Annotated in this window: 23 protein-coding genes; 16 read left to right on the top strand and 7 right to left on the bottom strand. The window is 43.6% G+C overall.

The features are described from left to right. Positions 1-63: 63 nt before the first annotated feature. The 7 genes from PGR14_RS12325 (at position 64) to PGR14_RS12295 (ending at position 7,041) form a co-directional block, all read left to right on the top strand. Positions 64-1,032 carry a glutathione S-transferase family protein gene (locus tag PGR14_RS12325; RefSeq protein ID WP_270223488.1) on the top strand — a complete coding sequence of 323 codons (969 nt, stop codon included), beginning with the start codon at positions 64-66 and terminating at the stop codon, positions 1,030-1,032. Positions 1,033-1,048: 16 nt separating this feature from the next. After that, the gene (locus PGR14_RS12320; protein ID WP_270223487.1) at positions 1,049-1,483 is read left to right on the top strand and encodes a GNAT family N-acetyltransferase; all 435 of its coding nucleotides are present in this window, start codon (positions 1,049-1,051) and stop codon (positions 1,481-1,483) included. A gap of 89 nt (positions 1,484-1,572) precedes the next feature. Beyond that, entirely contained in the window at positions 1,573-2,712 is a 1,140-nt protein-coding gene (locus PGR14_RS12315; protein ID WP_055249383.1) for a trans-sulfuration enzyme family protein, read from the top strand. Positions 2,713-2,820: 108 nt separating this feature from the next. Then, positions 2,821-3,948, top strand: coding sequence for a M20/M25/M40 family metallo-hydrolase (locus tag PGR14_RS12310; protein ID WP_055249381.1), 1,128 nt, complete (start codon positions 2,821-2,823; stop codon positions 3,946-3,948). Between the two features lie 215 nt (positions 3,949-4,163). Next, on the top strand, positions 4,164-5,453 hold the full coding sequence (locus PGR14_RS12305; RefSeq protein WP_008369949.1) for an O-acetylhomoserine aminocarboxypropyltransferase/cysteine synthase family protein: 1,290 nt from the start codon (positions 4,164-4,166) through the stop codon (positions 5,451-5,453). An 88-nt stretch (positions 5,454-5,541) separates the two neighbouring features. Continuing rightward, positions 5,542-5,736: an AzlC family ABC transporter permease gene (locus tag PGR14_RS12300; RefSeq protein WP_243267923.1), complete on the top strand. Its 195-nt coding sequence runs from the start codon at positions 5,542-5,544 to the stop codon at positions 5,734-5,736. A gap of 171 nt (positions 5,737-5,907) precedes the next feature. After that, on the top strand, positions 5,908-7,041 hold the full coding sequence (locus PGR14_RS12295; RefSeq protein ID WP_008369954.1) for an ATP-binding protein: 1,134 nt from the start codon (positions 5,908-5,910) through the stop codon (positions 7,039-7,041). 139 nt (positions 7,042-7,180) lie between these two features. Here the strand turns inward: PGR14_RS12295 and PGR14_RS12290 are convergent, their stop codons facing one another. The 4 genes from PGR14_RS12290 to pepT all read right to left on the bottom strand — a co-directional run bounded on the left by PGR14_RS12290 (position 7,181) and on the right by pepT (position 13,235). Continuing rightward, complete coding sequence (locus PGR14_RS12290; RefSeq protein ID WP_270223486.1) at positions 7,181-8,665, bottom strand: sensor domain-containing diguanylate cyclase; 1,485 nt, start codon at positions 8,663-8,665, stop codon at positions 7,181-7,183. A 416-nt stretch (positions 8,666-9,081) separates the two neighbouring features. Continuing rightward, complete coding sequence (pepV, locus tag PGR14_RS12285; protein ID WP_008369960.1) at positions 9,082-10,458, bottom strand: dipeptidase PepV; 1,377 nt, start codon at positions 10,456-10,458, stop codon at positions 9,082-9,084. 27 nt (positions 10,459-10,485) lie between these two features. Further along, positions 10,486-11,985 carry a YfcC family protein gene (locus PGR14_RS12280; RefSeq protein ID WP_156330672.1) on the bottom strand — a complete coding sequence of 500 codons (1,500 nt, stop codon included), beginning with the start codon at positions 11,983-11,985 and terminating at the stop codon, positions 10,486-10,488. A 29-nt stretch (positions 11,986-12,014) separates the two neighbouring features. Beyond that, on the bottom strand, positions 12,015-13,235 hold the full coding sequence (gene pepT, locus PGR14_RS12275) for a peptidase T (RefSeq protein ID WP_055156207.1): 1,221 nt from the start codon (positions 13,233-13,235) through the stop codon (positions 12,015-12,017). A 240-nt stretch (positions 13,236-13,475) separates the two neighbouring features. Between pepT and PGR14_RS12270 the strand changes: the two genes are divergently transcribed. The 3 genes from PGR14_RS12270 to fliB are packed head-to-tail and all read left to right on the top strand — an operon-like array spanning position 13,476 to position 15,971. After that, positions 13,476-14,177: a helix-turn-helix domain-containing protein gene (locus PGR14_RS12270; RefSeq protein WP_055156206.1), complete on the top strand. Its 702-nt coding sequence runs from the start codon at positions 13,476-13,478 to the stop codon at positions 14,175-14,177. A 15-nt stretch (positions 14,178-14,192) separates the two neighbouring features. Continuing rightward, on the top strand, positions 14,193-14,834 hold the full coding sequence (locus PGR14_RS12265) for an endonuclease III domain-containing protein (RefSeq protein ID WP_055156204.1): 642 nt from the start codon (positions 14,193-14,195) through the stop codon (positions 14,832-14,834). Beyond that, entirely contained in the window at positions 14,835-15,971 is a 1,137-nt protein-coding gene (fliB, locus tag PGR14_RS12260) for a flagellin lysine-N-methylase (RefSeq protein WP_055156202.1), read from the top strand. Between the two features lie 101 nt (positions 15,972-16,072). Here fliB and PGR14_RS12255 read toward each other — a convergent pair whose 3' ends face one another. Next, positions 16,073-17,521, bottom strand: coding sequence for a 4Fe-4S dicluster domain-containing protein (locus PGR14_RS12255; protein ID WP_022220021.1), 1,449 nt, complete (start codon positions 17,519-17,521; stop codon positions 16,073-16,075). A gap of 218 nt (positions 17,522-17,739) precedes the next feature. Here PGR14_RS12255 and PGR14_RS12250 point away from each other — a divergent pair, with 218 nt between their 5' ends. From PGR14_RS12250 to PGR14_RS12235, 4 genes are all read left to right on the top strand, one after another. Next, complete coding sequence (locus PGR14_RS12250; protein WP_082424298.1) at positions 17,740-18,624, top strand: YitT family protein; 885 nt, start codon at positions 17,740-17,742, stop codon at positions 18,622-18,624. Between the two features lie 12 nt (positions 18,625-18,636). Further along, positions 18,637-19,014: a DUF3783 domain-containing protein gene (locus tag PGR14_RS12245; protein ID WP_055156200.1), complete on the top strand. Its 378-nt coding sequence runs from the start codon at positions 18,637-18,639 to the stop codon at positions 19,012-19,014. 273 nt (positions 19,015-19,287) lie between these two features. Then, the gene (locus tag PGR14_RS12240) at positions 19,288-21,078 is read left to right on the top strand and encodes an aminopeptidase P family N-terminal domain-containing protein (RefSeq protein ID WP_008369981.1); all 1,791 of its coding nucleotides are present in this window, start codon (positions 19,288-19,290) and stop codon (positions 21,076-21,078) included. Continuing rightward, positions 21,048-21,908 carry a deoxyribonuclease IV gene (locus tag PGR14_RS12235; protein ID WP_173692277.1) on the top strand — a complete coding sequence of 287 codons (861 nt, stop codon included), beginning with the start codon at positions 21,048-21,050 and terminating at the stop codon, positions 21,906-21,908. The genes PGR14_RS12240 and PGR14_RS12235 overlap by 31 nt, the downstream gene beginning before the upstream one ends. Before the next feature lie 192 nt (positions 21,909-22,100). Here the strand turns inward: PGR14_RS12235 and PGR14_RS12230 are convergent, their stop codons facing one another. Then, the gene (locus tag PGR14_RS12230; protein ID WP_022220216.1) at positions 22,101-22,661 is read right to left on the bottom strand and encodes a hypothetical protein; all 561 of its coding nucleotides are present in this window, start codon (positions 22,659-22,661) and stop codon (positions 22,101-22,103) included. Positions 22,662-22,885: 224 nt separating this feature from the next. On the opposite strand from PGR14_RS12230, the gene PGR14_RS12225 reads away from it, so the two are divergent. Beyond that, positions 22,886-23,047 carry a hypothetical protein gene (locus PGR14_RS12225; protein ID WP_008369991.1) on the top strand — a complete coding sequence of 54 codons (162 nt, stop codon included), beginning with the start codon at positions 22,886-22,888 and terminating at the stop codon, positions 23,045-23,047. Further along, entirely contained in the window at positions 23,047-23,718 is a 672-nt protein-coding gene (locus tag PGR14_RS12220) for an HAD family hydrolase (protein ID WP_055156196.1), read from the top strand. The genes PGR14_RS12225 and PGR14_RS12220 overlap by 1 nt, the downstream gene beginning before the upstream one ends. Here the strand turns inward: PGR14_RS12220 and PGR14_RS12215 are convergent. Then, a partial coding sequence (locus PGR14_RS12215) for a hypothetical protein (protein WP_270223484.1) occupies positions 23,678-24,044 on the bottom strand: 367 nt, incomplete at its 5' end. The two genes, PGR14_RS12220 and PGR14_RS12215, sit on opposite strands and share 41 nt — an antisense overlap.

The following is a 24,044-nucleotide window of genomic DNA, read 5'->3' as shown; positions in this document are numbered from 1 at the left end:
GCAATGAGTATCAGACAAGAGCAGGAAAAACAGAATTAGACAGCGTAGGAAAGGGAAAGGATTATGAGAGAAAATACATCGACAGAATGGGTAAATAAAGAAGTAGACAGTGAAGGAAATTTCAACCGCCAGAAGAATCAGTTTGAGACACCGTTTGGTGAGGGAGAAGGAAAGCTTCCGGTAGAGCCGGGACGTTATCGCCTTTTGTGGGCGCCGGTATGCCCGTGGGCGCACCGTAGTGTGATTGTAAGAAGACTTCTGGGATTGGAGGATGTGATCAGTCTTGGAACCGCAGATCCAAAGAGACCGGATGTGCCGAGAAGTGACTGGGCATTTACACTGGATGAGGGAGATGTGGATCCGGTTCTTGGAATTCACTATATCAGTGAGGCATATCTTGCAGCAAATCCGGATTATACCGGACGATTTACCGTACCGGCACTTGTAGATATCCCATCCGGTAAGGTGGTAAATAATGATTATTTCAATCTGACACTTTACTTTGAGACGGCATGGAAGCCTTATCACAAAGAGGGAGCACCGGATCTTTATCCGGAAGATTTAAGAGAAGAGATCGATAAGCTGAATGATATCATTTTCCGTGAGGTAAATAACGGTGTCTATAAAGCCGGATTTGCAAGAAAACAGAAGGCTTATGACCGTGCTTACAATATGGTATTTAACCGTCTGGACTGGTTGGAAGAAAGGCTTGCAAACCAGAGATACTTATTTGGTGACAGACTGACTGAATCGGATGTGCGTCTTTATGTGACACTGGTACGATTTGACTGTGCATATTATCCGGTATTTCGTCTGAATAAAAAGCTTCTCCGCGATTATCCGAATCTGTGGGCATATGCAAGAGATTTGTATCAGACACCGGGATTTGGCGATACAACGAATTTTGCGGCGATCAAGAAGCATTATCATATCGATTGCTGCCCGTCCAATGAGTTTGCGATCGTGCCAAATGGACCGGATGAATCCTTATGGCTGACACCACACGGAAGAGAAAAATTATCCGGAAAATAAAGAAAGCGGGGAATGAATGATGAAAGCAGTCAGAGTGACAGAAGAATGGCAGAGAGCCGGCGTACACTATGTGCGGACACAGGCAATGTGCCTGGGATTTAAGATCCCGCTTGAGGGAGAATTTTCAGATGACACACCGGAAGATGAATATATTCTGGTGATGGACGGAATTTATCCGGTATCCACCTGCAGGCTGCATTATCTGGATGAACATACCGGAAAAATTGAGCGCGTGGCAACACTGGAATCCTATAGGGGAAGACATTACGGACAGGCAGGGATCATTGAGGCGGAAAACTGGATGCGCGAAAAAGGTGTGACAAAAATCTATATCAATTCCAGAAAAGCGGTACTTGGATTCTATGAAAAGCTCGGCTATACCGCAGATTTTTCACAGGTAAGCGGCTCCGGAGAGTTTGAATGTGTGATGACGGAGAAAGAACTTGCGTAAATTTATGAAAAGAAAACTGGATTTTGGCAGAAAGATATTGTACAGTAAATAGCAACATTGATTTATAGAAACAGGAGAGATAGACAAGAATGAAGTACGGAATTGATACACGATGTCAGCATCTGGCTGACGATAATAAGGATGAAATATATGGGGCGATCAGTTATCCAATCTATCAGTCTGCAACATTTGCAAGAGACAGAGTAGGCGGAGGAAGTGGTTATGACTATTCCAGATTACAGAATCCGACGAGAGAACATCTTGAGAAGATTGTAGCATCGCTGGAAGAAGGGATTGATGCACTGGCATTTTCGACAGGAATGGCAGCAATCACAGCTTTGATGGAGATTTTCAAACCGGGCGATCACATCATCATTGATGAGGATCTTTATGGAGGAAGCGTCCGTCTGTTCCACAGCATCAATGTGAAAAATGGACTGACATTTACCAGCGTGGATTTAAGCAGTGTGGATGTAGAGGATTATATTCAGGATAACACAAAAGCAATTTATGCAGAGACACCGACCAATCCGATGATGCGTGTATCCGATCTGGAAGAACTTTCAAAGAAAGCAAAAAAACATGAACTTCTTCTGATCGTGGACAATACCTTTTTATCACCATATTTCCAGAATCCGCTGAAGCTTGGTGCTGACATTGTTGTGCATAGCGGGACAAAATATCTGGGTGGACATAATGACACACTTGCAGGTTTTCTGATAACAAACCGCGAGGACATTCAGGAACAGCTTCGTTTTATCATCAAGACGACAGGAGCAACCCTTGCACCGATGGACAGCTGGCTGATCCTCAGAGGGATCAAGACGCTTGGAGTCCGTATGGACAGGGCACAGGAAAATGCACTGAAGATTGCACATTTTCTGGAGAAGCAGGAGTATGTGACAAGGGTGCTTTATCCGGGACTTGAATCACATCCGGGCTACGAACTGATGAAAAAGCAGGCAAGAGGATTTGGTTCAATCCTGACCTTTGAAGTAGATTCCAAAGAGAGAGCATATCACATCCTGGAAAATGTAAAACTGATCCAGTTTGCGGAAAGCCTCGGAGGAACTGAGACTCTGATCACTTATCCAATCACCCAGACGCATGCGGATCTTTCCAGAGAAGAGCTTGACCGGAACGGAATTACAGACAGGATTCTGAGATTATCTGTTGGAATTGAGGGAGCAGAGGATCTGATCGCAGATCTGGAAGCTGTATTAAAGTAAATCAAATAGAATTGTGTATAAAGCGGAAGATATCTGTGACCGAAGGTGTATTAACGGACAGATAGCCGGCAGATGGAATATGACCGTGCAGATAAGGAAGTGGCAGAAATGAGTAAAATAAAGGTAAATGAACAGCGGGCAGTCGATGAATTTCAGGAACTGACTGCGATCGATGCACCAAGCTTTGGGGAGCGTCAGATGGCAGACCGGCTGATCGTGAAATTAAAAGAACTTGGTTTTGAAGTAGAGGAAGACAATGCTGGAAAACATTTCGGAGGAAACGCCGGAAACTTATATGCATATCTTCCGGGAGATCTTCCGGGAGATTCGGTCCTTTTGTCCGGCCATATGGATACGGTTGAGCCGTCCAAAGGCAAGAAAGGGATCATCGGAGAAGACGGTGTGATCCGTTCCGCAGGAAAAGCAGTTCTTGGAGCTGATGATGTGGCAGGACTTGTGGAGATCCTGGAAGGAATCCGCAGTGTAAAAGAAGCGGGAGTACCACACCGGGATATCGAGATTTTTTTTACAATTGCAGAAGAGCTTTATATCAAGGGCAGCAGCGTATTTGATTTTTCAAAGGTTCGTGCAAAAGAAGCCTATGTACTGGATATCAGCGGACCGGTTGGAAGCGCGGCATATAAAGCACCGTCTCTGATTTCTTATCAGGTGGTAGTAACCGGGAAGGCATCCCACGCCGGATTTGATCCGGAGCACGGCATTCATGCGATCGCTATTGCATCCGAAGCAATCACGCAGATCAGTCAGGGACATGTGGATGAAGAGACAACCTGCAATATCGGATTGATCGAAGGTGGGAGCGGAACGAACATTGTTCCGGAAAAATGTATTGTAAAGGGAGAAATCCGGAGCTATTCTCATGAAAAAGCGACTCGTTGTGTAGAAGAAGTGGGAAATACCTTCAAAAAGGTGGCTGAAAAACACGGAGCCGAATCAGAACTTACCTGCGAAGTTCATCTGATCGCTTATGAGACAGCAAAAGACAGTGTGCCGGTAAAACGGTTTGAAAGAGTAAGCAAAGAGCTGGGACTTGCAGGAAATCTTGTAGAGACATTTGGCGGAAGTGATAACAACAGCTTTGCGAAGAACGGGATTCCTGGACTGGTGCTGTCAAATGGAATGTACCAGGCACATTCGGTAAATGAATATACGACAATCAAAGATCTTGTGACAGGAGCAGAACTGATCGCCGGGCTGATCACCGATGAACAGTAGTGGATGTTATTATACAGAAAAGACGCCAAAAGCGTCTTTTTTATATTGATAGAAGAAAAACAGATAAAACATATTGAAATTAAATGTTTTTAAAATAATTCCCTATTAACCTATTGACAAAGTAGGTAAAAGTAGATATAATGCAACTATCAAATTTGAAAGATCACTATAGAGATCACGATACATCAGACAGTAGAAAAGAGAGGTAGAAAAATATGAGCGATTATAAATTTGAAACACTTCAGCTTCACGTAGGACAGGAAGAACCAGATCCGGCATCTGATGCCAGAGCAGTACCGATTTACCAGACAACATCTTATGTATTTAAGAACTCTGCACATGCAGCAGCAAGATTCGGACTTGCAGATGCAGGTAACATTTACGGACGTCTGACAAACTCTACACAGGACGTATTTGAAAAGAGAATCGCAGCACTTGAAGGTGGTGTGGCAGCTCTTGCAACAGCATCCGGAGCAGCTGCAATTACATATACCATCGAAGCACTTGCAGCAGATGGCGGACATATCGTAGCGCAGAAGACAATCTACGGTGGAAGCTTCAACCTTCTTGAACACACACTGACACATTACGGAATCACAACTACATTTGTAGATGCACATAACCTGAAAGAAGTAGAAGATGCAATTCAGGATAACACAAGAGCCATCTATCTTGAAACTCTTGGTAATCCGAACAGTGATATCCCGGATATCGATGCGATCGCTGAAATTGCACACAAGCATGGACTTCCGCTTGTAATCGACAACACATTCGGAACACCGTATCTGATCCGTCCGATCGAACACGGAGCAGACATCGTTGTACATTCTGCTACCAAATTCATCGGTGGACACGGAACAACTCTTGGTGGAATCATCGTAGATTCCGGTAAATTTGACTGGAAAGCAAGTGGAAAATACCCGGCAATCGCAGATGCAAACCCAAGCTACCACGGAGTATCTTTCGTAGATGCAGCAGGTCCGGCAGCATTTGTAACTTACATCCGTGCAATCCTTCTTCGTGATATGGGAGCAACAATTTCTCCATTTAACGCATTCCTTCTTCTGCAGGGAACAGAGACACTGTCACTTAGAATTGACCGTCATGTAGAAAATACAAAGAAAGTAGTAGAATACCTCTCTAACCATCCAATGGTAGAGCATGTGAACCATCCGTCACTGCCGAATCATCCGGATCATGCACTTTATGAAAAATATTTCCCGAATGGTGGAGCATCTATCTTCACATTCGAGATCAAAGGCGGACAGGAAGAAGCTCACAAGTTCATCGACAACCTGAAGATCTTTTCGCTGCTTGCAAATGTTGCGGATGTTAAGAGCCTTGTTATCCATCCGGCAACAACAACACATTCTCAGCTGACAGAAGAAGAACTGCTTGATCAGGGAATCAAACCGAACACAATCCGTCTTTCTATCGGTACAGAACATATCGATGATATCATCGCAGATCTTGAAGGTGGATTTGCAGCGGTTCAGGGCAAATAAATATTATACACACAGGAATTTTGGACGGAGGTTTTTCGAAACCTTCGTCTTTTTCGATGTGCACAGAAAATTTTAAGGAGAAAACACTATGACAAAGGCACAGATCAGAAAAAATGTTTTTCTGAAATCCATTCCGATCATGTGCAGCTACATTTTCGTAAGCATGGCATATGGGATTATGATGGAAAATGCCGGATTTGGCTGGTACTATTCACTGTTTGTCAGTCTTGCATTTCCGAAAGGAATTGCGGCAGTCAGGAGTGTTGAAAATGCTGTGCGATAAGCGGAAATCCAGTATTTTCGGATGGATCTCCCTTTGACCAGATGCACAGATTATGCTATGATATGTACCGATACATGCGCATTTTTTATTTGACAATAATCCAGATGGAACTTTCTGTTCAATAAAGAGGATTATGTGTCAGGGGACATTCTTTTTATAAGGAGAAAATCAATGAGTATAGATATTACGATCGAGGAAATGGAAGCGCTTCCTGCAGAATCCTACGAGCTTTTTGATATCCGTGGCGAGATTGAGCGCGCCCATGGAATCCTGCCGAATTCGACGGCAAGCTCAGCAGATGTACTGATGGAGAATCCGCCGGAAGATAAGGAAAAGAAGATCATTATCTGCTGCAGCAGAGGACAGATCAGCAGGGATATCGCAGAAGAACTGCAGGAGCAGGGATATGAAGCATACAGCCTGAAGGGCGGTTATGTTGGATGGCTGATGGCAGATATGAAGAAAAAGGAAGCAGATGATGTCTGTGAACATGTGGAGCTTAGTATCCGCAAGAAGTTCAAAAAGAAGATCTGGTCCAAATTTACAAAAGCTGTCAGAGAATATGAACTGGTCAAAGAAGGTGACCGGATCGCAGTATGTATTTCCGGTGGAAAAGATTCAATGCTGATGGCAAAGCTTTTCCAGGAATTAAAGCGTCACAACAAATTTAACTTTGAAGTAAAGTTCCTGGTGATGGATCCGGGATACAGTCCGGAGAACCGGAAGGTCATTGAAGAAAATGCAAGGAAGATGAAGATTCCGATCCAGATCTTTGAATCCAATATTTTTGAATCGGTATTTGAGATTGAAAAATCACCGTGTTATATCTGTGCAAGGATGAGACGTGGATATCTTTATAATTTTGCACAGCAGATGGGCTGCAACAAAATCGCACTGGGACATCATTATGATGATGTGATCGAGACGATCCTGATGGGAATGCTCTACAGTGCACAGGTGCAGACTATGATGCCGAAGCTTCACAGTACAAATTTTGAAGGGATGGAACTGATCCGCCCGATGTATCTGATCCGTGAGGATGACATCAAGGCATGGAGAGATTACAATGATCTGCATTTTATCCAGTGTGCATGTAAGTTTACCGATACCTGTACAACCTGCAACAATGAAGAAAATCAGTCAAAGCGTATGGAAATCAAAAAGCTGATTGCAGAGCTTAAGAAGACGAATCCGTTTGTGGAGGGTAATATTTTCAAGAGTGTGGAAAATGTCAATCTGGATACGGTTGTCGGTTACAAGGCAAAAGGTGTAAGACACAATTTCCTGGATACTTACGATGATTAAAAATGACTGGATGTGCCGGGGCATATCTGAGATATAAAGAAGAATGAAATTCCCGCCGGACAGGTACAGGATCTGCCCGGCGGGAATTTTGAGATTAAATGACAGGAATATTGACCTGTACCAGAATTCCTGACGTTGATCAGGATAAAACGGTTTCCTGCTGGTTCTTGATATCGTGGTAAATAACAAAACGTCCACGTCCGTTGTGCTTAGCTGTGTACAGAGCATGATCAGCAAGGCGGTATAACTGGCTGAAAGATTCAGCATCCGTTGGAGCAACAGCACAGCCGATACTGCAGGAAAGTTTCTGGTCATTTAGTTCCGGGATATCTATATTTTGAAGATTTGTATAGAGCTTTTGCAAATGCAGATGGATACTGTAATCCAGACGTACATTTTTCATCAGGATCATAAATTCGTCACCACCGACACGGCCGATGATATCGGTTGCCCGGAACTGTTCTTTCAGAAATCCAGCAAATATTTTCAGTACCTGGTCACCGGTTGCATGTCCATAAGTATCATTGATCTGCTTGAAATAATCCATATCGATCATCATTAAAGCCTGTAAATCTTCAAAATCTTTTTCGCGCAGCCATTCGGAAATCGTGTATTCTGCATAAACTTTGTTCAGAAGTCCGGTCAGAGCATCTGTATGCGCCTGGCGAAGAAGCGAAGTCTGATTCTTCTGGTTGATCTTCCAGAGTGCGAAGATCAGAAGCAGCACAATGCAGATAAAAAAGGCGAACAGAATGATTTCAAAGTTGTTGATAAAAGCAAAGGGTTGACGGGCATCGACAGCAGGAATGATATAGCAGAGCATCCAGCCGTTGTACTTTAGCGGCTGGTAGGAAATATAGCGTGCATATGATAAATCTGATATAATCTTGCGGCAGTTTGCGTGTCCTTGCTTAAAATCTTCCTGAAGGGTAGCGCCATCTTCCGAAGTCTGAAATACCCAGTCAGAGGAAGAAGTAAAAAAGTTCTTCCGGATTTCGTTGTGCGTAGATTCAATGGAAATGATGTTGCCGTCCGGGTCTGTGATAAATGAGTAGCCGGAACCCGAATACAGATCCTCAAAAAGCATGGTAGTCAGTTCCGTGACATCGATGGAGCCTCCAAAGACACCGATAATATTCTGATCTTTGTCATAAACAGGAACTGTGAGGACAACAAGGGTTTCGTTGTCTACGCTGCTTGACAGAGGAGAACTAATGACGCGTCTGCCTTCCAATGTCTTTTGAAAATAGTCCCGTGAACTTGCATCGGTCTTCTTTCCATCGCTGGAGTGCCCGATACCGTCTGTAGAAAAAAGCATAAGCCGATGATAGGAGCTGGAAGAAGCCAGTTCAGCAAGAAGCTGAAGATTATCGTTGCTGAACAGATCGGAAGTTGTTCCGAAGTATGCAGCAGGGCTCTCCAGAAATTCATATTCTTTTTCCAGAACCAGTTCCAAGTGATCCTTTTGCTGCAGTGTGTTTTTTTGAAGAACATTCTGTACACTTTTATCAACGCTCTGTTGTACAAACCAGAAAAAAATCAGAAGTGTGAACGTCATTACAATAAGGAACGAAATGATAGCCGTTCCGTATTGCATCAGTTCATGACGTGATAATTTTTTCATGTAAAATCCCCCTCATATTGTGCGTTAACAAGAAGTTGGGGCCAAAAGGTATTTTTGCCCCCTTTGATACCAGATTGCTACGTGCTTTGCACTCTCGCAATCCTCAAAAACATTTGTAATCCACTCATTTTTCTTTGAAAAATGGCTACTTACTCATGTTTTTGGCGGGTCAAGAGGTCAAAAATCCTCTTGCAAGCAAGCTTGCATCGGCTTTCTGACCTCTTGTCTCTGGTATCTTAACAAATAAGTAATTAGATTTTCTAAATTATACCATAAATGTTCTGGGATGTCATCGAATTTGTATGTGAAATGGATAGAAAATATACATAATAAACAAAAAATGAACAAAAAAAGAGAGAATAACGTAAAAAATAACAAAAGCATTACGTTATTCTCTCTTAGTTATACGTTATTGTTTATTTTGCAAGCCGGTAGATTGCATCCAGATAAATCTTCATCCAGAGATCCAGTTTATCCAGCTCCAGACATTCATTTGTCTGATGCATCAGATCAGGCTGGTCTGGGAGGAGTGCGCCGAAAGCGACACAGTTATCCAGTGCTCTTGCGTAAGAGCAGGCACCGTCTACCAGAGGTTTTGCGGACATATCACCGGTGACATTGCGGTAGGATTCCATCAGAGTCTGAACCAGGAAAGAATCCTCAGGTACGTGGATGGATTCAGTTGCATATGGGTTCTCAAAACGGAATCCGGAACCGATAAGCTGTTTCTGAATGAGCTCCTGAACCTGGGCGCACCGGTAAGTAACCGGTACACGGTTGTCGATGGAGAAAATCACCTTATGATCGCATACTTCGACCTTTCCGACATTGAAACTTAATCTGCCGGAGATCTCATCTGTAAGATCGATTCCAAGTCCCTTTCCGGTCAGGTCAAAACCGATGTGCTCCATATAAAATGTGGCAATCCTTGCCAACTCATTTTCCGGAGAAAGCTCAGATAAAGCTGACATCAGTCCGCTGATCGCATTGATTCCGGTAGAAGGATGTGCTGCGTGTGCGGCAAAACCTTCTGCGGTCAGCCGGAGGGATGCACCCGCATTTTCTACTGTGAAATGGCATCTGGTCTGTGTCTCCCAGGAGAGCAGGCTCTTGCGGATCACGGTTTCCAGTTCGAGAGGAAGCAGGACGGAAGCATGGTCTGCGACTGCGTTAAATGCATTTCCACCGGATAAAGTGATATCCTCTGAGACATCGGTTACAAGCTGATACTGAAAGACGCCTTTTTCAGCGTAAATAAGTGGGAATACTGCATCCGGTGTGAAGGACATCTGTGGAGCAGGAATCTTTTTCTTGTTGAAATAATAGTCCATGCATTTCCAGTCTGTCTCTTCATTCGCACCTACAATAAAACGGATTTTTTTGCTGAGTGGCACACCCATTTCTTTTAAAATCTTGACTGCATGGAGGCAGGCAAGAAGAGGACCTTTATCATCAAGTACGCCACGACCATACAGCTTTCCGTCAATGATTTCCGGTTTAAACGGATCACATACCCAGCTGCCACTGCATGGAACCACGTCCACATGACCGAGGATTCCGAGAGTTTCTTCCTGATCCCCATAATCTGCGTGTCCGGCATAGTGATCAAAATTTTCTGTTTTAAGACCAATGGATTCTGCCGTTTCGAGAAAGCAGTCAAGTGCTTTGGCAGCGCCTGCACCGAAAGGCATTCCTGCATCCGGTGCGGTTTCCACGCTGTCTATGGACACCAGTTTCATAATATCCTGGATCAGACTTTCACGGTCTGTCTGTATTTGTTTTTCAAAATCCATAAGAGTTTACCTCCTTATGCAAGAAGCTTATACATATAACTGAATGATCAGCATGATCGCACTGAAGACGGTAGTCATACCCATCAGCGGCATGATGAATTTCAGCCATTTATCATAAGTAACATCCACCATCGCAAGGGATGCAAGGATCAGACCGGTTGGTGTGATGAAAGAAATCAGACCAAGACCGTATGCATAAGCAGATACGATTGCTGATCTTGAAACACCTACGGTGTCGGCAAGCGGAGCCATGATCGGGATGGACAGAACTGCAAGCCCTGAGGAAGAGGAAATAAAGAATCCGAGTACGATAAATACAAGCATCATCAAGATGATGAATACGATCGGATTCATTCCACTGATCGCACCTGAGAAGAATTCCAGGATGGTGTCAGAAATCATACCGTCTTCCAGAATGATGTTGATACCACGTGCCACACCGACTACCAGAGCTACGCCCATCAGGTCAGCGGCACCGCCGATAAACTGATCCATAAAGTTCTTTTCGCCGATTCCTGAAGTAAATGCAAGCAGGATCGCGCAGGCAAGGAAGAGGGCAGTCATGTTGTCGAACCACCAGCCCTGAGCTACAAGTCCCCATACAAGCACACCGAAGGATACGCCGAATACGAGGAGGGAAAGCTTCATTTTTCCGGTAAATTCAGGAACCTCGCCCTGATGACCGAATTTCTGCATATGATGTTCATACTGGTCGTAACAGATTGATTTTGTAGGATCTTCTTTTACCTTCTTTGCATAGCGAAGGATGTAGATCAAAGTGATCAGAGTGCCGAGTACCAGAGCAACACCACGGATTCCCATACCGTCAGCAAGGCTGATTCCAGCTGCATTGGATGCGTTTCCGACAGAGAACGGGTTGATGGTCGGGAACATGGTTCCGATAGAAGATCCCATGTAAATTGCAGCGATACAAACCATAACATCATATCCGGCTGCAAGGAATACCGGTACAAGGATCGGGTAAAGTGCAATGGTTTCTTCTGCAAGACCGAAGGTAGTTCCACCGGCTGCGATAATAATCGTGATCAGGATGATCAGGATATATTCTTTGCCCTTGGTGACTTTGGAAAGTGCCGCGATTGCCGCATTGAATGCACCCATATAATTCAGGACACCGATACATCCGCCGAGGATAAATACAAAAAGGATGATATCAATGGTATCGTAAACACCACTGATTGCTGCAAGGAGGATTTTAAATACGCCCTGCGGTTCCTGATCGACTCTCTCGTAGGTTCCAGGAACAGCGATCGGTTTGCTGATACTTCCATCAAGGAATTTATTTAAGTTTCCGGTAACACCCAGCTCGTCCAGGGATTTCTGGGTAGGAGCCATTTCTGTCACTTCACCTTCCGGTGTTGTGATTTCAAATACATCATGGTCTGCGTTGTACGTTAATTTGGAATAAAGCCCTGCCGGTACCACTGCAGTTAAAATTGCAGCGAAAATAAGGACGATAAATAATACAGTGAGCGCAGAAGGGAAAGATATTTTTTTCTTTTTCATAATCAGTATCTCCGTTTCCTATTTGGTATTTACTCATTTGCAAAGATTTTTACAAGTTCTACAATGACACGGACAGCTGCTTCCATACCTTCGATGGTGACGTGCTCCAGTGGTCCGTGATATCCGTGTCCGCCTGTTCCAAGGTTCGGGCAAGGAAGACCTTTAAAGGAAAGCTTGCAGCCGTCTGTACCTCCGCGGATTGGAGAAATATCCTCCGGAACATTTGCTTTCGCACAGGCCTCTCTAGCATAATCAATCAGATACATGTGATCTTTGATGATACATTCCATGTTCTGGTATTCATCGGTAAGTGTCAGTGTGACTGTACCCTCGCCCCAGAGCTCATTTAAGATCTTTTCGATATGGCGGAGCGTATTGCGGCGGGCTTCAAAGCTTGCGCTGTCGTGGTCGCGGATGATGTATTCGGATACGGCATGCCCTTCATCTCCGTGTATGCTCAGAAGATGGTAGAATCCTTCATATTGTTCGGTATGACGCGGAATCTCGAATCTTGGGAGCATATTGTTGATATCTGCGGCAATGAGAACGGCATTGATCATCACATCTTTTGCAGAACCCGGATGTACATTTTTGCCATTGATCTCAAATTTTGCTTCGCATGCATTGAAGTTCTGATACTGGATCTCGCCTTCGCCGTCCCCGTCCAGCGTATAGGCAACCTCCGCGTCAAAAGTATCAAAATCAAAATGTGCAGCGCCGCTGCCACATTCTTCGTCCGGTGTAAATGCGACACTGATCTGTCCGTGCGGAATCTTTTCTGTGATCAGGATCTCAAGAAGCTGCATGATCTCAGCAATACCGGCTTTGTCGTCAACTCCGAGGATGGTATTCCCATCGGAAGTGATGAGTGTACGTCCCTTTAATCCTTTCAGATGCGGGAAATCTTTGGTTGTAAGAACCCGTCCACTGTCTCCGAGAACGAGATCACATCCGTCATAATCTGGTGTACAGACCGGATGGATTTCTGCCTCGCAAAATTCTGGTACAGTATCCATATGTGCGATAAGTCCAAGCTTTTTCTTATTTTCATATCCTGGTGTTGCTGCAAGGATTCCATAAACGAAGCATTTATCGTCCAGAACAACCTTGTCAAGTCCGAGTTCTTTCAGTTCATCAGCAAGGATTCTTGCAAGATCAAACTGACACTGAGAGGTTGGAACTGTATCGCTGTTTTCATCGCATGGTGTTTTGATTGCGATGTATTTGAGTAACCTTTTTTCTACTTTCATTTGTATTCTCCTTCCACATATTTGTCATACGGATGACTCCGTGGCTTGTGTTTTTATGCTATCATTTTATCCGGGTAAATCAGAAAAGACAAAAGAGGTGCATTTTATTGACACGAAAAAATCAGACGTGTTATTATTGAAAAAAGAGAAAAAATATGGTGCATACTAGAAAATTGGGGAAATGCGTTAAAATTTATGCACATATCATAAAAAAATTGATTTAAAGGAAAGAAAATTGGTATGAATGTAGATGAGAAGGTAGGGCGTAATATTAGAAAATACCGGATGGCATATAATATGACGCTGAAAGAACTTGCTGTAAGACTGCATAAGAGTGTGTCGACAGTTTCTAAATACGAAAAAGGGGATATTTCATTGGATATTTCGACATTTCTTGAATTGTCTAAGATTTTTAAGGTGTCACCTCTTGCAATTATCGGAGATGAGATTGCTGAGGAAGAGGAAGAATGTACTTATGCGGAGACAATTGAAAAATTGTACATGTACAGCTATGACGGGATTGGAAAAGTAATTGTCAAAAGTGTGATTGAACAGCAGGCGGTGGAAGGAAAGAATAACAAATATAAAGTGCATTTGTTTAATGATGTAAGTGAGGTCAAAGAACCGGGGGAATGTGGCGGACTTTATACTGGTGAGTATGAAAAGGAAGGATTTATTGGAACCTATATGCTTCATAACCAGGCTCTGAAATCAGAACATATCATGATCTCCTGTGTAAATAATCTGGTGAATCCGGGACAGCAACTGGCACTGGTGTCCGGTCTCTCTAATTATACGATGCTTCCGGTGACCTTTAAAGCAGTGATTTCGGAAAAAGAAATTGTAAATAAAGAAAAGCTTATGAATCTTCTTGCATTTAACAAAGAAGATCTTAAACTAATGAAGCAGATGAATTATCTTACTATACAAAATATGAGATAAAGAAGGACAAAAAAGATGACAAAGAAACAGAGAACATTGGAAGTAATAGAACGCTTGAGAAAGGAATATCCGGATGCAGACTGTACTCTGGATTATGATCAGGCATGGAAACTTCTGGTCAGTGTGCGTCTTGCGGCACAGTGTACGGATGCAAGGGTAAATGTAGTCGTAGAAGGTTTATTTGCAAAATATCCGACAGTAGAGGCACTTGCAGAAGCAGATGTAAATAATATCGAAGAGATTGTACGTCCTTGTGGACTTGGGAAAAGTAAGGCACGGGATATCAGTGCCTGTATGAAGATGCTTCGGGATGAGTATGGCGGAAAGATTCCGAAGGATTTTAATGCGATCTTAAAGCTGCCAGGTGTTGGGAGAAAGAGCGCGAACCTGATCATGGGAGATGTATTTGGTGAGCCTGCGATCGTAACGGATACCCATTGTATCCGTCTGGTGAACCGTATTGGACTGGTAGACGGGATTAAGGATCCGAAGAAAGTAGAGATGGAACTCTGGAAGCTGGTTCCGCCAGAGGAAGGAAGCGATTTCTGTCACAGACTGGTGTACCACGGAAGAGAAGTTTGTACGGCAAGGACGAAGCCGCACTGTGACAGATGCTGTCTGGCGGATATCTGTAAGAAGGTTGGGGTAGAAAAATAAATGCAATATACAATTCCGGATTATTATAAAGAGTTCACCTGCATCGCAGACAAATGTGAAGATACCTGTTGTGCAGGGTGGAAGATTGTAATTGACAAAAAATCACTGAATAAGTATAAGCATGTGAAAGGAAAATTCTGGTTTACGATGTTGAAATCCGTGGACTGGATCCGTGGCATTTTCAGGCAGGATAAAGAAAAGCGATGTGCATTTTTAAATGACTGTAATCTGTGTGAGATGTATGTGAATCTCGGAGAGAAAAGTCTGTGTAAAACCTGCCGCCTGTATCCGAGACATGTCGAGGAGTTTGAGGATGTACGGGAGATTACCCTGTCGGTATCCTGTCCGGAGGTGGCAAGGATTTTGATGGAGAAGAAAGAGCCGGTCCGTTTTCTTACTTATGAAAAAGAAGGAGAAGAGGAATACGAGGAATTTGATCCGTTTCTGTATTCTATGCTTGTAGATGCGAGAGATGCAATGCTTGGAATTCTGCAGGACCGGGAGCATTCATTAAAAATAAGAGTGGGACTGATTCTTGGAATGGCGCATGATCTGCAGGGCAGATTTAACCGGGAACAGTTATTTTCCTGCGAGGAAGTCATTGAACGTTATCAGACAAAGAGTGCCAGAAAGTTTGTACGGAAACTTTGGAAAGAAGAAAAGCCGTCTGTGCAGGAAAAATGGGAGATGGCGCATAAGATGTTCCGGGAACTTTATGAATTGGAACTTCTACGTGAGGACTGGGATATGCTTCTGATGGAGAGCGAAGAACTTCTGTATTCACATGGAGCAGATGCGTATAAAGGAATCTCGTCTGACTTTAAGCGGTGGGCGAAGGAAGAGAGCAATATCCAGATCCAGGCAGAGCAGCTGCTGGTGTATTTCATTTTCACTTATTTCTGTGGCGCAGTTTATGATGGAAGGATTTATGCGAAGGTGCAGATGGCAGTAATAAGTACTTTCCATATTTATGAGCTGTGGAAAGCACGGTGGATAAAAAATGAAGGAGAGCTTACACCAGAAGAGATCGTAGAGCTGGTGTACCGGTATTCGCGGGAGATTGAGCATTCGGATAAGAATCTGGAGCGGATGGAAAAGATGATGCTGCGGGACAGGCTGCCGTGGTATAGGGGATAATAAATAGATGCCTGCACGATTTTTGATGCATTTGAATAAGAATTTTTGTTAAAAAGGGCGTATGAAAAATGATTTCTCATTTTTCATACGCCTTTATAATTTTAGTCTCTATGCATAGAGAACTTATCCATATCGTAATTCTTCAGATTATCAAGAATTCCACGATCGTCAGCCTGAGAGATCAAGGCATCACGGTTCTTCTTGGAAGCCATCTGGTCATTGAATGAACTTGGACCGCCGACACATCCGCCGTCACATGCCATGCCTTCGATGAAGTCTTCCGGAAGACGTCCAACCTTCATGAGAAGGAGGGCTTTCTTACATTCCTGAGAACCATTTGCACGACAGACTTTCGCATCGATGCAGTTGTCAGATTCTTTCAGACTTTCCAGAACGGCTGCTGTTACACCGCCGGAATTTGCAAAGCGTTTTCCGAAGGTAGAAGCGGTCTGGTTGTCGTTCGGACAGGCCTCGAGTTCAACGTCTTTTGCTTTCATGATCGCACGGATCTCGCTGTATGTAAGAACATAATCTGCATTTCCTTCGATCTGCTGATCGACAACTTCGGATTTCTTAGCAAGGCAAGGTCCGATAAATACAGTGATCGCTTCCGGATCCTGTGCTTTGATCATACGGGAAATTGCACACATCGGAGAAACAGTTGTTGAAATATTGTCAGCAAGCTGTGGGTAATGCAGGCGAACCATATTTACAAATGCAGGGCAGCAGGAGGTTACTTTTTTCTGTCCTTCTTTGTAAGCTTCAGCCCATTCTTCAGCTTCGTAAGCAGCAGTCATATCTCCACCGAGTCCTACATCGTAGAAATCTACGAATCCGAGCTCTTTCATTGCTTTGCGCCAGCTTTCCATGGTAATGTCAGCACCAAACTGACCTTCTGTGGCAGGAGCAGCCATTGCGTAGATGTGTTTGCCTTCTCTTAAAGCATTGATTACCGGAACAATAAATGTTTTGGAAGCAATTGCACCGAATGGACAGCTGTGGATACATTTACCGCAGCGGATACATTTGTTTTTGTCGATTATGGAAATGCCATGCTCGTCGTAGGTGATCGCATCGACCGGACAACTGAATTTACACGGACGTTTTAAATGTGCAATGGCATTGTACGGACAGGCTTTGGCGCACTGACCACATTCTTTACATTTGGATGCGTCAATGTGGGAACGGTAATGTCCCGGTTCAATTGCCCCAAACTTACAGGCATTGATACATGCCTTTCCAAGACAGTTCTGACAGTTCTCTGTTACTGTGTAGCTGGAGATCGGACAGTCTTCGCAGGCAGAAGAAATAACCTGGATGATATTTCCATCATCTTCCGGTCCCGGAGCTTTGCCTTCTGCGAGGCGGATTCTCTGGCGGATGATCTCACGCTCTTTGTAGATACAGCAGCGGAACTGCGGGGTCGGTCCCGGAATAAGCTTCAGCGGGAGGTGATCACGCTGTTCTTCAAGTTCACCTGCAAAAGCAAGCTTTGCTACTTCGAACAGTACGTCATGTTTGATTTTGATTACGTTTCCATCAGCATTCATAATTAACCCTCTCTTCTCTAAATTGTTAAAAAATTCACTCTTCCTTTATTATAATTGAAACTACTATAAATGGAAAGAAGATTTCATGTTTTTAATGAGAAACATAGCGTAGAAGTTTGATGAGAAGTATGTTATGATGAACATGCTATGTTGGAAAATATAGTGTGCCGCATATTTGGGGAAATAAGAGGCACCGGTATGAAAGAGAGGAAAGAAAATTGAAAGAGAAGAACAAAGCAAAAAACATATTGAAAGAGTATGCAACGATCACGGTAGGAATGTTTATTGTATCGGCATCAGTGTATTATCTGATGATGCCGAATTCCTTTGTTGTGGGAAGTATTTCGGGACTTGTCATGGTTCTGGCGAATTTTATTCCGCTGAAGGTTTCGACGATGACGATGATTCTAAATGTAGCACTTCTGATCATAGGGATTGTGTTTGTCGGAAAAGAATTCGGAGGTAAGACGGTCATTACATCTTTAATGCTCCCGGTTTATCTGCGTATTTTTGAAACAGTGACACCAGATGTTCCGCCGCTCACGGATGATATGTTTATCAATATGCTGTGCCATATTCTGGTGATCAGCATCGGACAGGCGATTTTGTTTAATGTCAATGCATCTTCTGGTGGACTTGATGTTGTTGCAAAAGTTTTAAATAAATATTTGCATTTTGAAATTGGAAAGAGTCTTACGATCGCAGGATTTGTGACCGCTGCGACGTCTATCCTTGTCTACGACAGAAAGACACTGGTAGTGAGCCTTCTGGGAACTTATCTTTATGGTATTGTTCTGGATAATTTTATCGATGGTTTCAGTATCCGTAAGAGGGTGTGTATCCTGTCAAAGAAATATCCGGAGATCCAGCAGTTTGTTGTACATGAGCTGCACAGAGGGGCGACTCTTTATCCGGCAGTCGGAGGACTGGGCAATCAGGAACAGACAGAAGTGGTTACAATTCTGGAAAAGAGTGAATATGCAAAGCTTCTTGCATTTATCCATGAGACAGACCAGAGTGCGTTTGTTACGGTATCAACTGTCAGTGAGGTAATCGGAGAGTGGAATAAACATAAAAAGAACCGTTTGAGAAAAGCGGAGTAGTCGAGGAAATTTATGAGAGAAACAGTATTATTATTTAATATAAAAGATAAGAAGCGTGCGCAGGAGCTGCAGATGATCTGTATGTCACTCAGGATTCGGGTGCGGCTGATAAAAAAAGAAGAGTATTTTCAGACGGTTGGTGTACTTGCCGGAATGAAAGAAGCGTCAGAGACAGACAGGATTTATGAGGGTGAAGAGCTGGCAGATGAGATGATGGTATTTGCCGGAGTGACAGGCAGCCATCTGGATCAGATTTTATTTATGATGCGAAAGAAGGGTATGAAACGTATTGATTATAAAGCGGTTCTGACAGACACAAACAGTCAGTGGACTGTGCCGGAACTTTTTAAAGAACTGGAAAAGGAGCATGCAGCAATGCATCAGTCCTGATGTCACAGAAAAATCACATTTTTCCCATAGACAGAACAAATTTTCCGGGTAGACTACCATTTGTGAAAATTTGCGAAAGGTGATGGAAGATGTCAAAAAAGGTGAAGATAATCGGATGTGTAGCGGTACTTGTGACCGGACTTACAGGCAGTGCACAGGATCTGAATGAAAATGATGTTCTTGCCGAATCCGACTCCTTTTCTTAGGTTGCTTTTCAAAAGTTTACGGGTTATAATGGTCAGAGAATGGAAAAATTAAAGGAGGTTTTTTAAAATGTCTACAATACCGGAAAGACTTGAAAAATTGCGTGCAAAAATGCAGGAAAAGGGAATAGATATTTATATTATTCCGACTGCAGATTTTCATCAGAGCGAATATGTGGGGGAGCATTTTAAAGCAAGAGAGTATATTACCGGATTTACGGGATCTGCAGGAACAGCAGTGGTTTCAAAGACAGAAGCACGCCTGTGGACAGACGGAAGATACTTTATCCAGGCGGCAAAGCAGCTGGAGGGAACAACAGTAGAACTGATGAAGATGGGACAGCCGGGCGTTCCGAAGATTGGGGAATATTTGGAAACAGCTCTGGCAGAAGGCGAAACTGTAGGATTTGATGGACGTGTTGTTTCTGTAACAGAAGGAGAAGAATACGAGAAGATCGCATCTGAGAAGAACGGAAAGGTCGTATATGCATATGATCTGATCGATGAAGTATGGGAAGACCGTCCGATTCTTTCAGAAGAGCCGGTATTTGAACTGGAACAGAAATACACAGGAGAGACTGTGGAGAGCAAGCTTGCACGTACACGTGCAGCAATGAAAGAAGCAGGTGCGACAGCACACGTTCTTACCACACTGGATGACATCTGCTGGACACTGAACATTCGTGGAAATGACGTAGAATATTTTCCGTTGGTTCTGACCTATGCAGTGATCAGAATGGACAAGGTGGATCTTTTTGTGAATGAGAAAAAATTAAGCGATGAGATCAAAGCACATCTTGCAGCAGACGGGGTTATTCTGCACCCATACAATGATATTTATGAGGACATCAAGAAGGTTGCAGCAGAAGAAGTCCTGATGGTAGATCCGGGAAGACTGAACTTTGCACTTTACAAGAACATTCCGGAGAATGTGAAGAAAGTGGAAGAGAGAAATCCGGCGATCTTATTCAAATGTGTAAAGAATCCGACAGAGGTCGAAAATATCCGTATCGCTGAGATCAAGGATAGCGTGGCTCATGTCAGATTTATGAAATGGCTGAAAGAAAATGTTGGCAAAGAGACGATCACAGAGATGAGCGCTTCTGACAAATTGGATGAGTTCCGTGCCGAGATGGGTGGATTTATCCGTCCAAGCTTCGGACCGATCTCTGCATTCGGGGAGCACAGTGCGATCGTACACTATTCTTCTTCACCGGAGACCAATGTAGAGCTTCATGAGGGAACTTTCCTGATGACGGATACAGGAGCAGGATTCTACGAAGGATCTACTGATATCACCAGAACATATGCTTTTGGAGAAGTTTCACAGATTATGAAAGATCATTTTACACTGGTTGCGATCAGTAACCTGAACCTTGCAAGTCCGATCTTCAAGAAAGGCTGCTGCGGAATGAACTTTGATTATCTGGCAAGAAAGCCGTTTTGGGACAGAGGACTGGACTTCAATCACGGAACAGGCCATGGGGTTGGATATCTTCTGAACATCCACGAGGGACCGGCAGGTTTCCGTTATACTTACAGAGCCGGTGAGTCTGATGCATTCCAGCCAGGTATGGTCATTACGGATGAACCGGGAATCTACATCGAAGGATCTCACGGTGTGCGTCTGGAAAATGAATTGCTTGTCTGTGAAGGCGAGAAGAATGAGTATGGAGAATTCCTGTATTTTGAACCGATTACTTATGTGCCATTTGACCTGGATGCGATCAATCCGGATATCATGAATGCAGAAGACAAGGAACGTCTGAATACTTATCATGCAACTGTATATGAGAAGGTGTCTCCTTATCTGAATGATGAAGAGAAAGAATGGCTGAAGAAGTATACGAGAGCGATCTAATAAATATGGTAATAGGAACACATATGTCGATTGCGAAAGGGATTGTGAAGACTGCAGAGAATGTGGTGAAGATGAATGCAGATACGATGCAGATTTTCAGCAGGAATCCGCGGGGATCGAATTATAAGGATCCGACGGTGAAGGAAGCGGAGGAGTTTCAGAGGATCAGGAGAGAGGCCGGTTTTGGAGCGATTCTGGCGCATGCACCTTATACGATGAATCTGGCGAGTGCGAAGCCGGAGGTGTATGAATTCGCCTGCACGGTGATCCGGGAAGATGTGACGCGGATGGACAGACTGGGGATTGAGAATCTGGTGTTTCATCCTGGAAGCCATACCGGAATTGGCGCAGAAGCAGGAATTCAGAATATCATTGCGGGGCTTGACCAGGCGATTACCGGAAAAGAGAATATTACGGTTCTGCTTGAGACAATGAGCGGAAAAGGGACAGAGATTGGTTGGAGATTTGAAGAGCTGAAAGCAATCCGCGACGGGGTATCACATCCGGAGCGGATCGGAATCTGTCTGGATACCTGTCATGTGTTTGCAGCAGGATATGATATTGTAAATGATCTGGACGGGGTGCTGGAAGAGTTTGACAAAGTACTTGGACTTGAGCTTTTGAGAGCGATTCATTTAAATGACAGTATGATGCCATTTGGTTCAAGAAAAGACCGGCATGCGGTGATCGGCGGCGGAGAGATTGGGATAGAGGCACTTTTAAATGTTATGCGTCACCCGAAATTAAAAGATCTGCCGTTTTATCTGGAAACGCCACTGGATGATGCGGGGCATAAAGAAGAAATTGCAAGGCTTCGGAATCTTGCCTAGGTGGTCAGACAGATGGAAAAGAGTTGTTAAGGCGGTATCTGCAGGCTATAGATTGTACAGAAGATAAGTTTTATCACAGATACAGCGCGAGAAATCAAAACAGGAGGGTATGATTTAATATGAGTCATACCCTCCTGTTTTAAGAACAGCTTTTTTGCTATAATGCATATCGCAAAAGAACGACGTATATACCTATGATTCCAGTGCATCCGGATCAGCAGAAAGATCGGCAGATGCAATCCGGCGAACCGGGTTGGACTTATCAATATCTTCTGCAAATTTCTGCGCTTTTAACAGCATTTCTGATATCTCTTCCTCTTCCTCAGGAACAAAGCACCTTGCACTTTCATCCGGAAACAGATGATTTTTTAATTTGAAAGCCATCAAAAAGGCTTCCAGTTCCTGATTGAGTGCATCTTTGTAAAATTCAAAATAAAAACGAATTTCAGTTTTCTCAAAATCGGTACATATGCATCCGCACTGGGTTCCGCGTGTACGGCTTGTCCGGCGGAAATATTCGGGATCTCCGGTCACCATGTAAAAAATCTGGACCAGAAGATTTTCCTCGATATCTGTCTCATATGTAAACCAGTGCTTGCTGAGCTTGTCTTTTTGTAATGCTTTTTCATCAATATCATACTTCTTCAGAAGCTTATGATACATTTTGATGGCGGCCTCTTTCTCGCCACCTTCTCCCCGTTCGGCAAGCGCTTTAATCTTCAGCAGTTTTGCTTCTAATTTGTTGTCATCCAATTTCTTAATCCCCTTATGATTATAACACTTTTTTACATACTGAATTATTATAGCACATTTGTTATATAATGGAAGTAGAAAAATGGAAGTTAGCTAAGAGTTTTTTATAGCGGCGAATGTTAAGATTTGTTTACATTTTCGGATGAACTGTTGAAATTTGCTGACAATATCGGTAAAATAAATTTATAGAAAAACAGTAATTGATAAGAAAAGGGGGATTTACTATGACAGAAGATTTGATCAAAAAATTAAAAGATGTCAAGCAGGCACTGGTCAGCAAAGATATGACCGGCGAAGAGTGGGAAGAACGTGAAGAAATTCTGGAAAAACTGGAAGACGTAACCACGTATTTAAAAGATGCCCTCGGAAAGGGAATTGAATTCTGATGAAGGTAGAAGCACTGGTATTTGATATGGACGGACTGCTCCTTGATTCGGAACGTGTTGTGCAGAGATCCTGGAATTATGCAGGAGAGAAGCTCGGATACGGACGGATCGGGGAGCATATTTATCATACGCTGGGATTCAATGTGGTCCGCAGAGAAGCATATTTTAAAAGTGTATATGGCGAAGATTTTCCGATGGATAAGTTTAATGAGCTGACACGGGAGAAGTATTACGGCATTTGTGACAAAGAAGGGATTGGCGTAAAAGAGGGAGCAAGGGAGCTTCTTATCTATGCGAAGGAACACGGATACAAGGTCGGACTTGCGACATCCTCCAGAGAGATCCACGCAAAGGCATCTCTTGAGAAAGTCGGTTTGTGGAAATATTTTGATGGCGGGGTTTTTGGCGATTCGGTGAAACATGCAAAGCCGGATCCGGAAATTTACCTCAAAGCGTGCGAGGCGATCGGCACCGAGCCGGTACATAGTATTGCGCTTGAAGATGCACCGGCAGGAATCCGCTCGGCTTCGGCTGCGGGTATGATTCCGGTGATGATCCCGGATCTTGCACAGCCGGATGAAGAAGTGAGAGGATTATGCCGGTATGTGTATCCTACACTTCTGGATGTGATTAAGATGCTTGATCGTGAAAATGCCGAAGCTGGTCGGTAAGAGACTGGATATCAGCATCGGAAAGTGCTTCGACAAGAGCGGTCTGGTACTGAAGGATCTTTGCCGGATTGTATGGAATGTCCAGGGCAAATTCACTGTAGGCACGCAGCTTCTGAAAATAAAGGGCTGCGTTTGCCTGTTCTTTTGCCTGGATGCACATTTCATACATGGCATGGCAGTCTGTAACGGCTTCGTCTGTGCATGGCTTGCAGATCCATTTTCCTATATAATAGTAATCAGTCCCGATTCGGTAGACGAATCCGGGATTTTTTTTGAATTCTTCTAATAAGTTCATTTTTTGTATTCTCCATTCTACTACAATATAT

Source organism: Coprococcus sp. AF99-45, from assembly GCF_027663865.1.
In the GTDB taxonomy this organism is placed as follows: Bacteria; Bacillota; Clostridia; order Lachnospirales; family Lachnospiraceae; genus Allocoprococcus; species Allocoprococcus comes.
The sequence above is the reverse complement of the archived record's forward strand: the minus strand, read 5'-3'. Positions and strand labels throughout refer to the sequence as shown.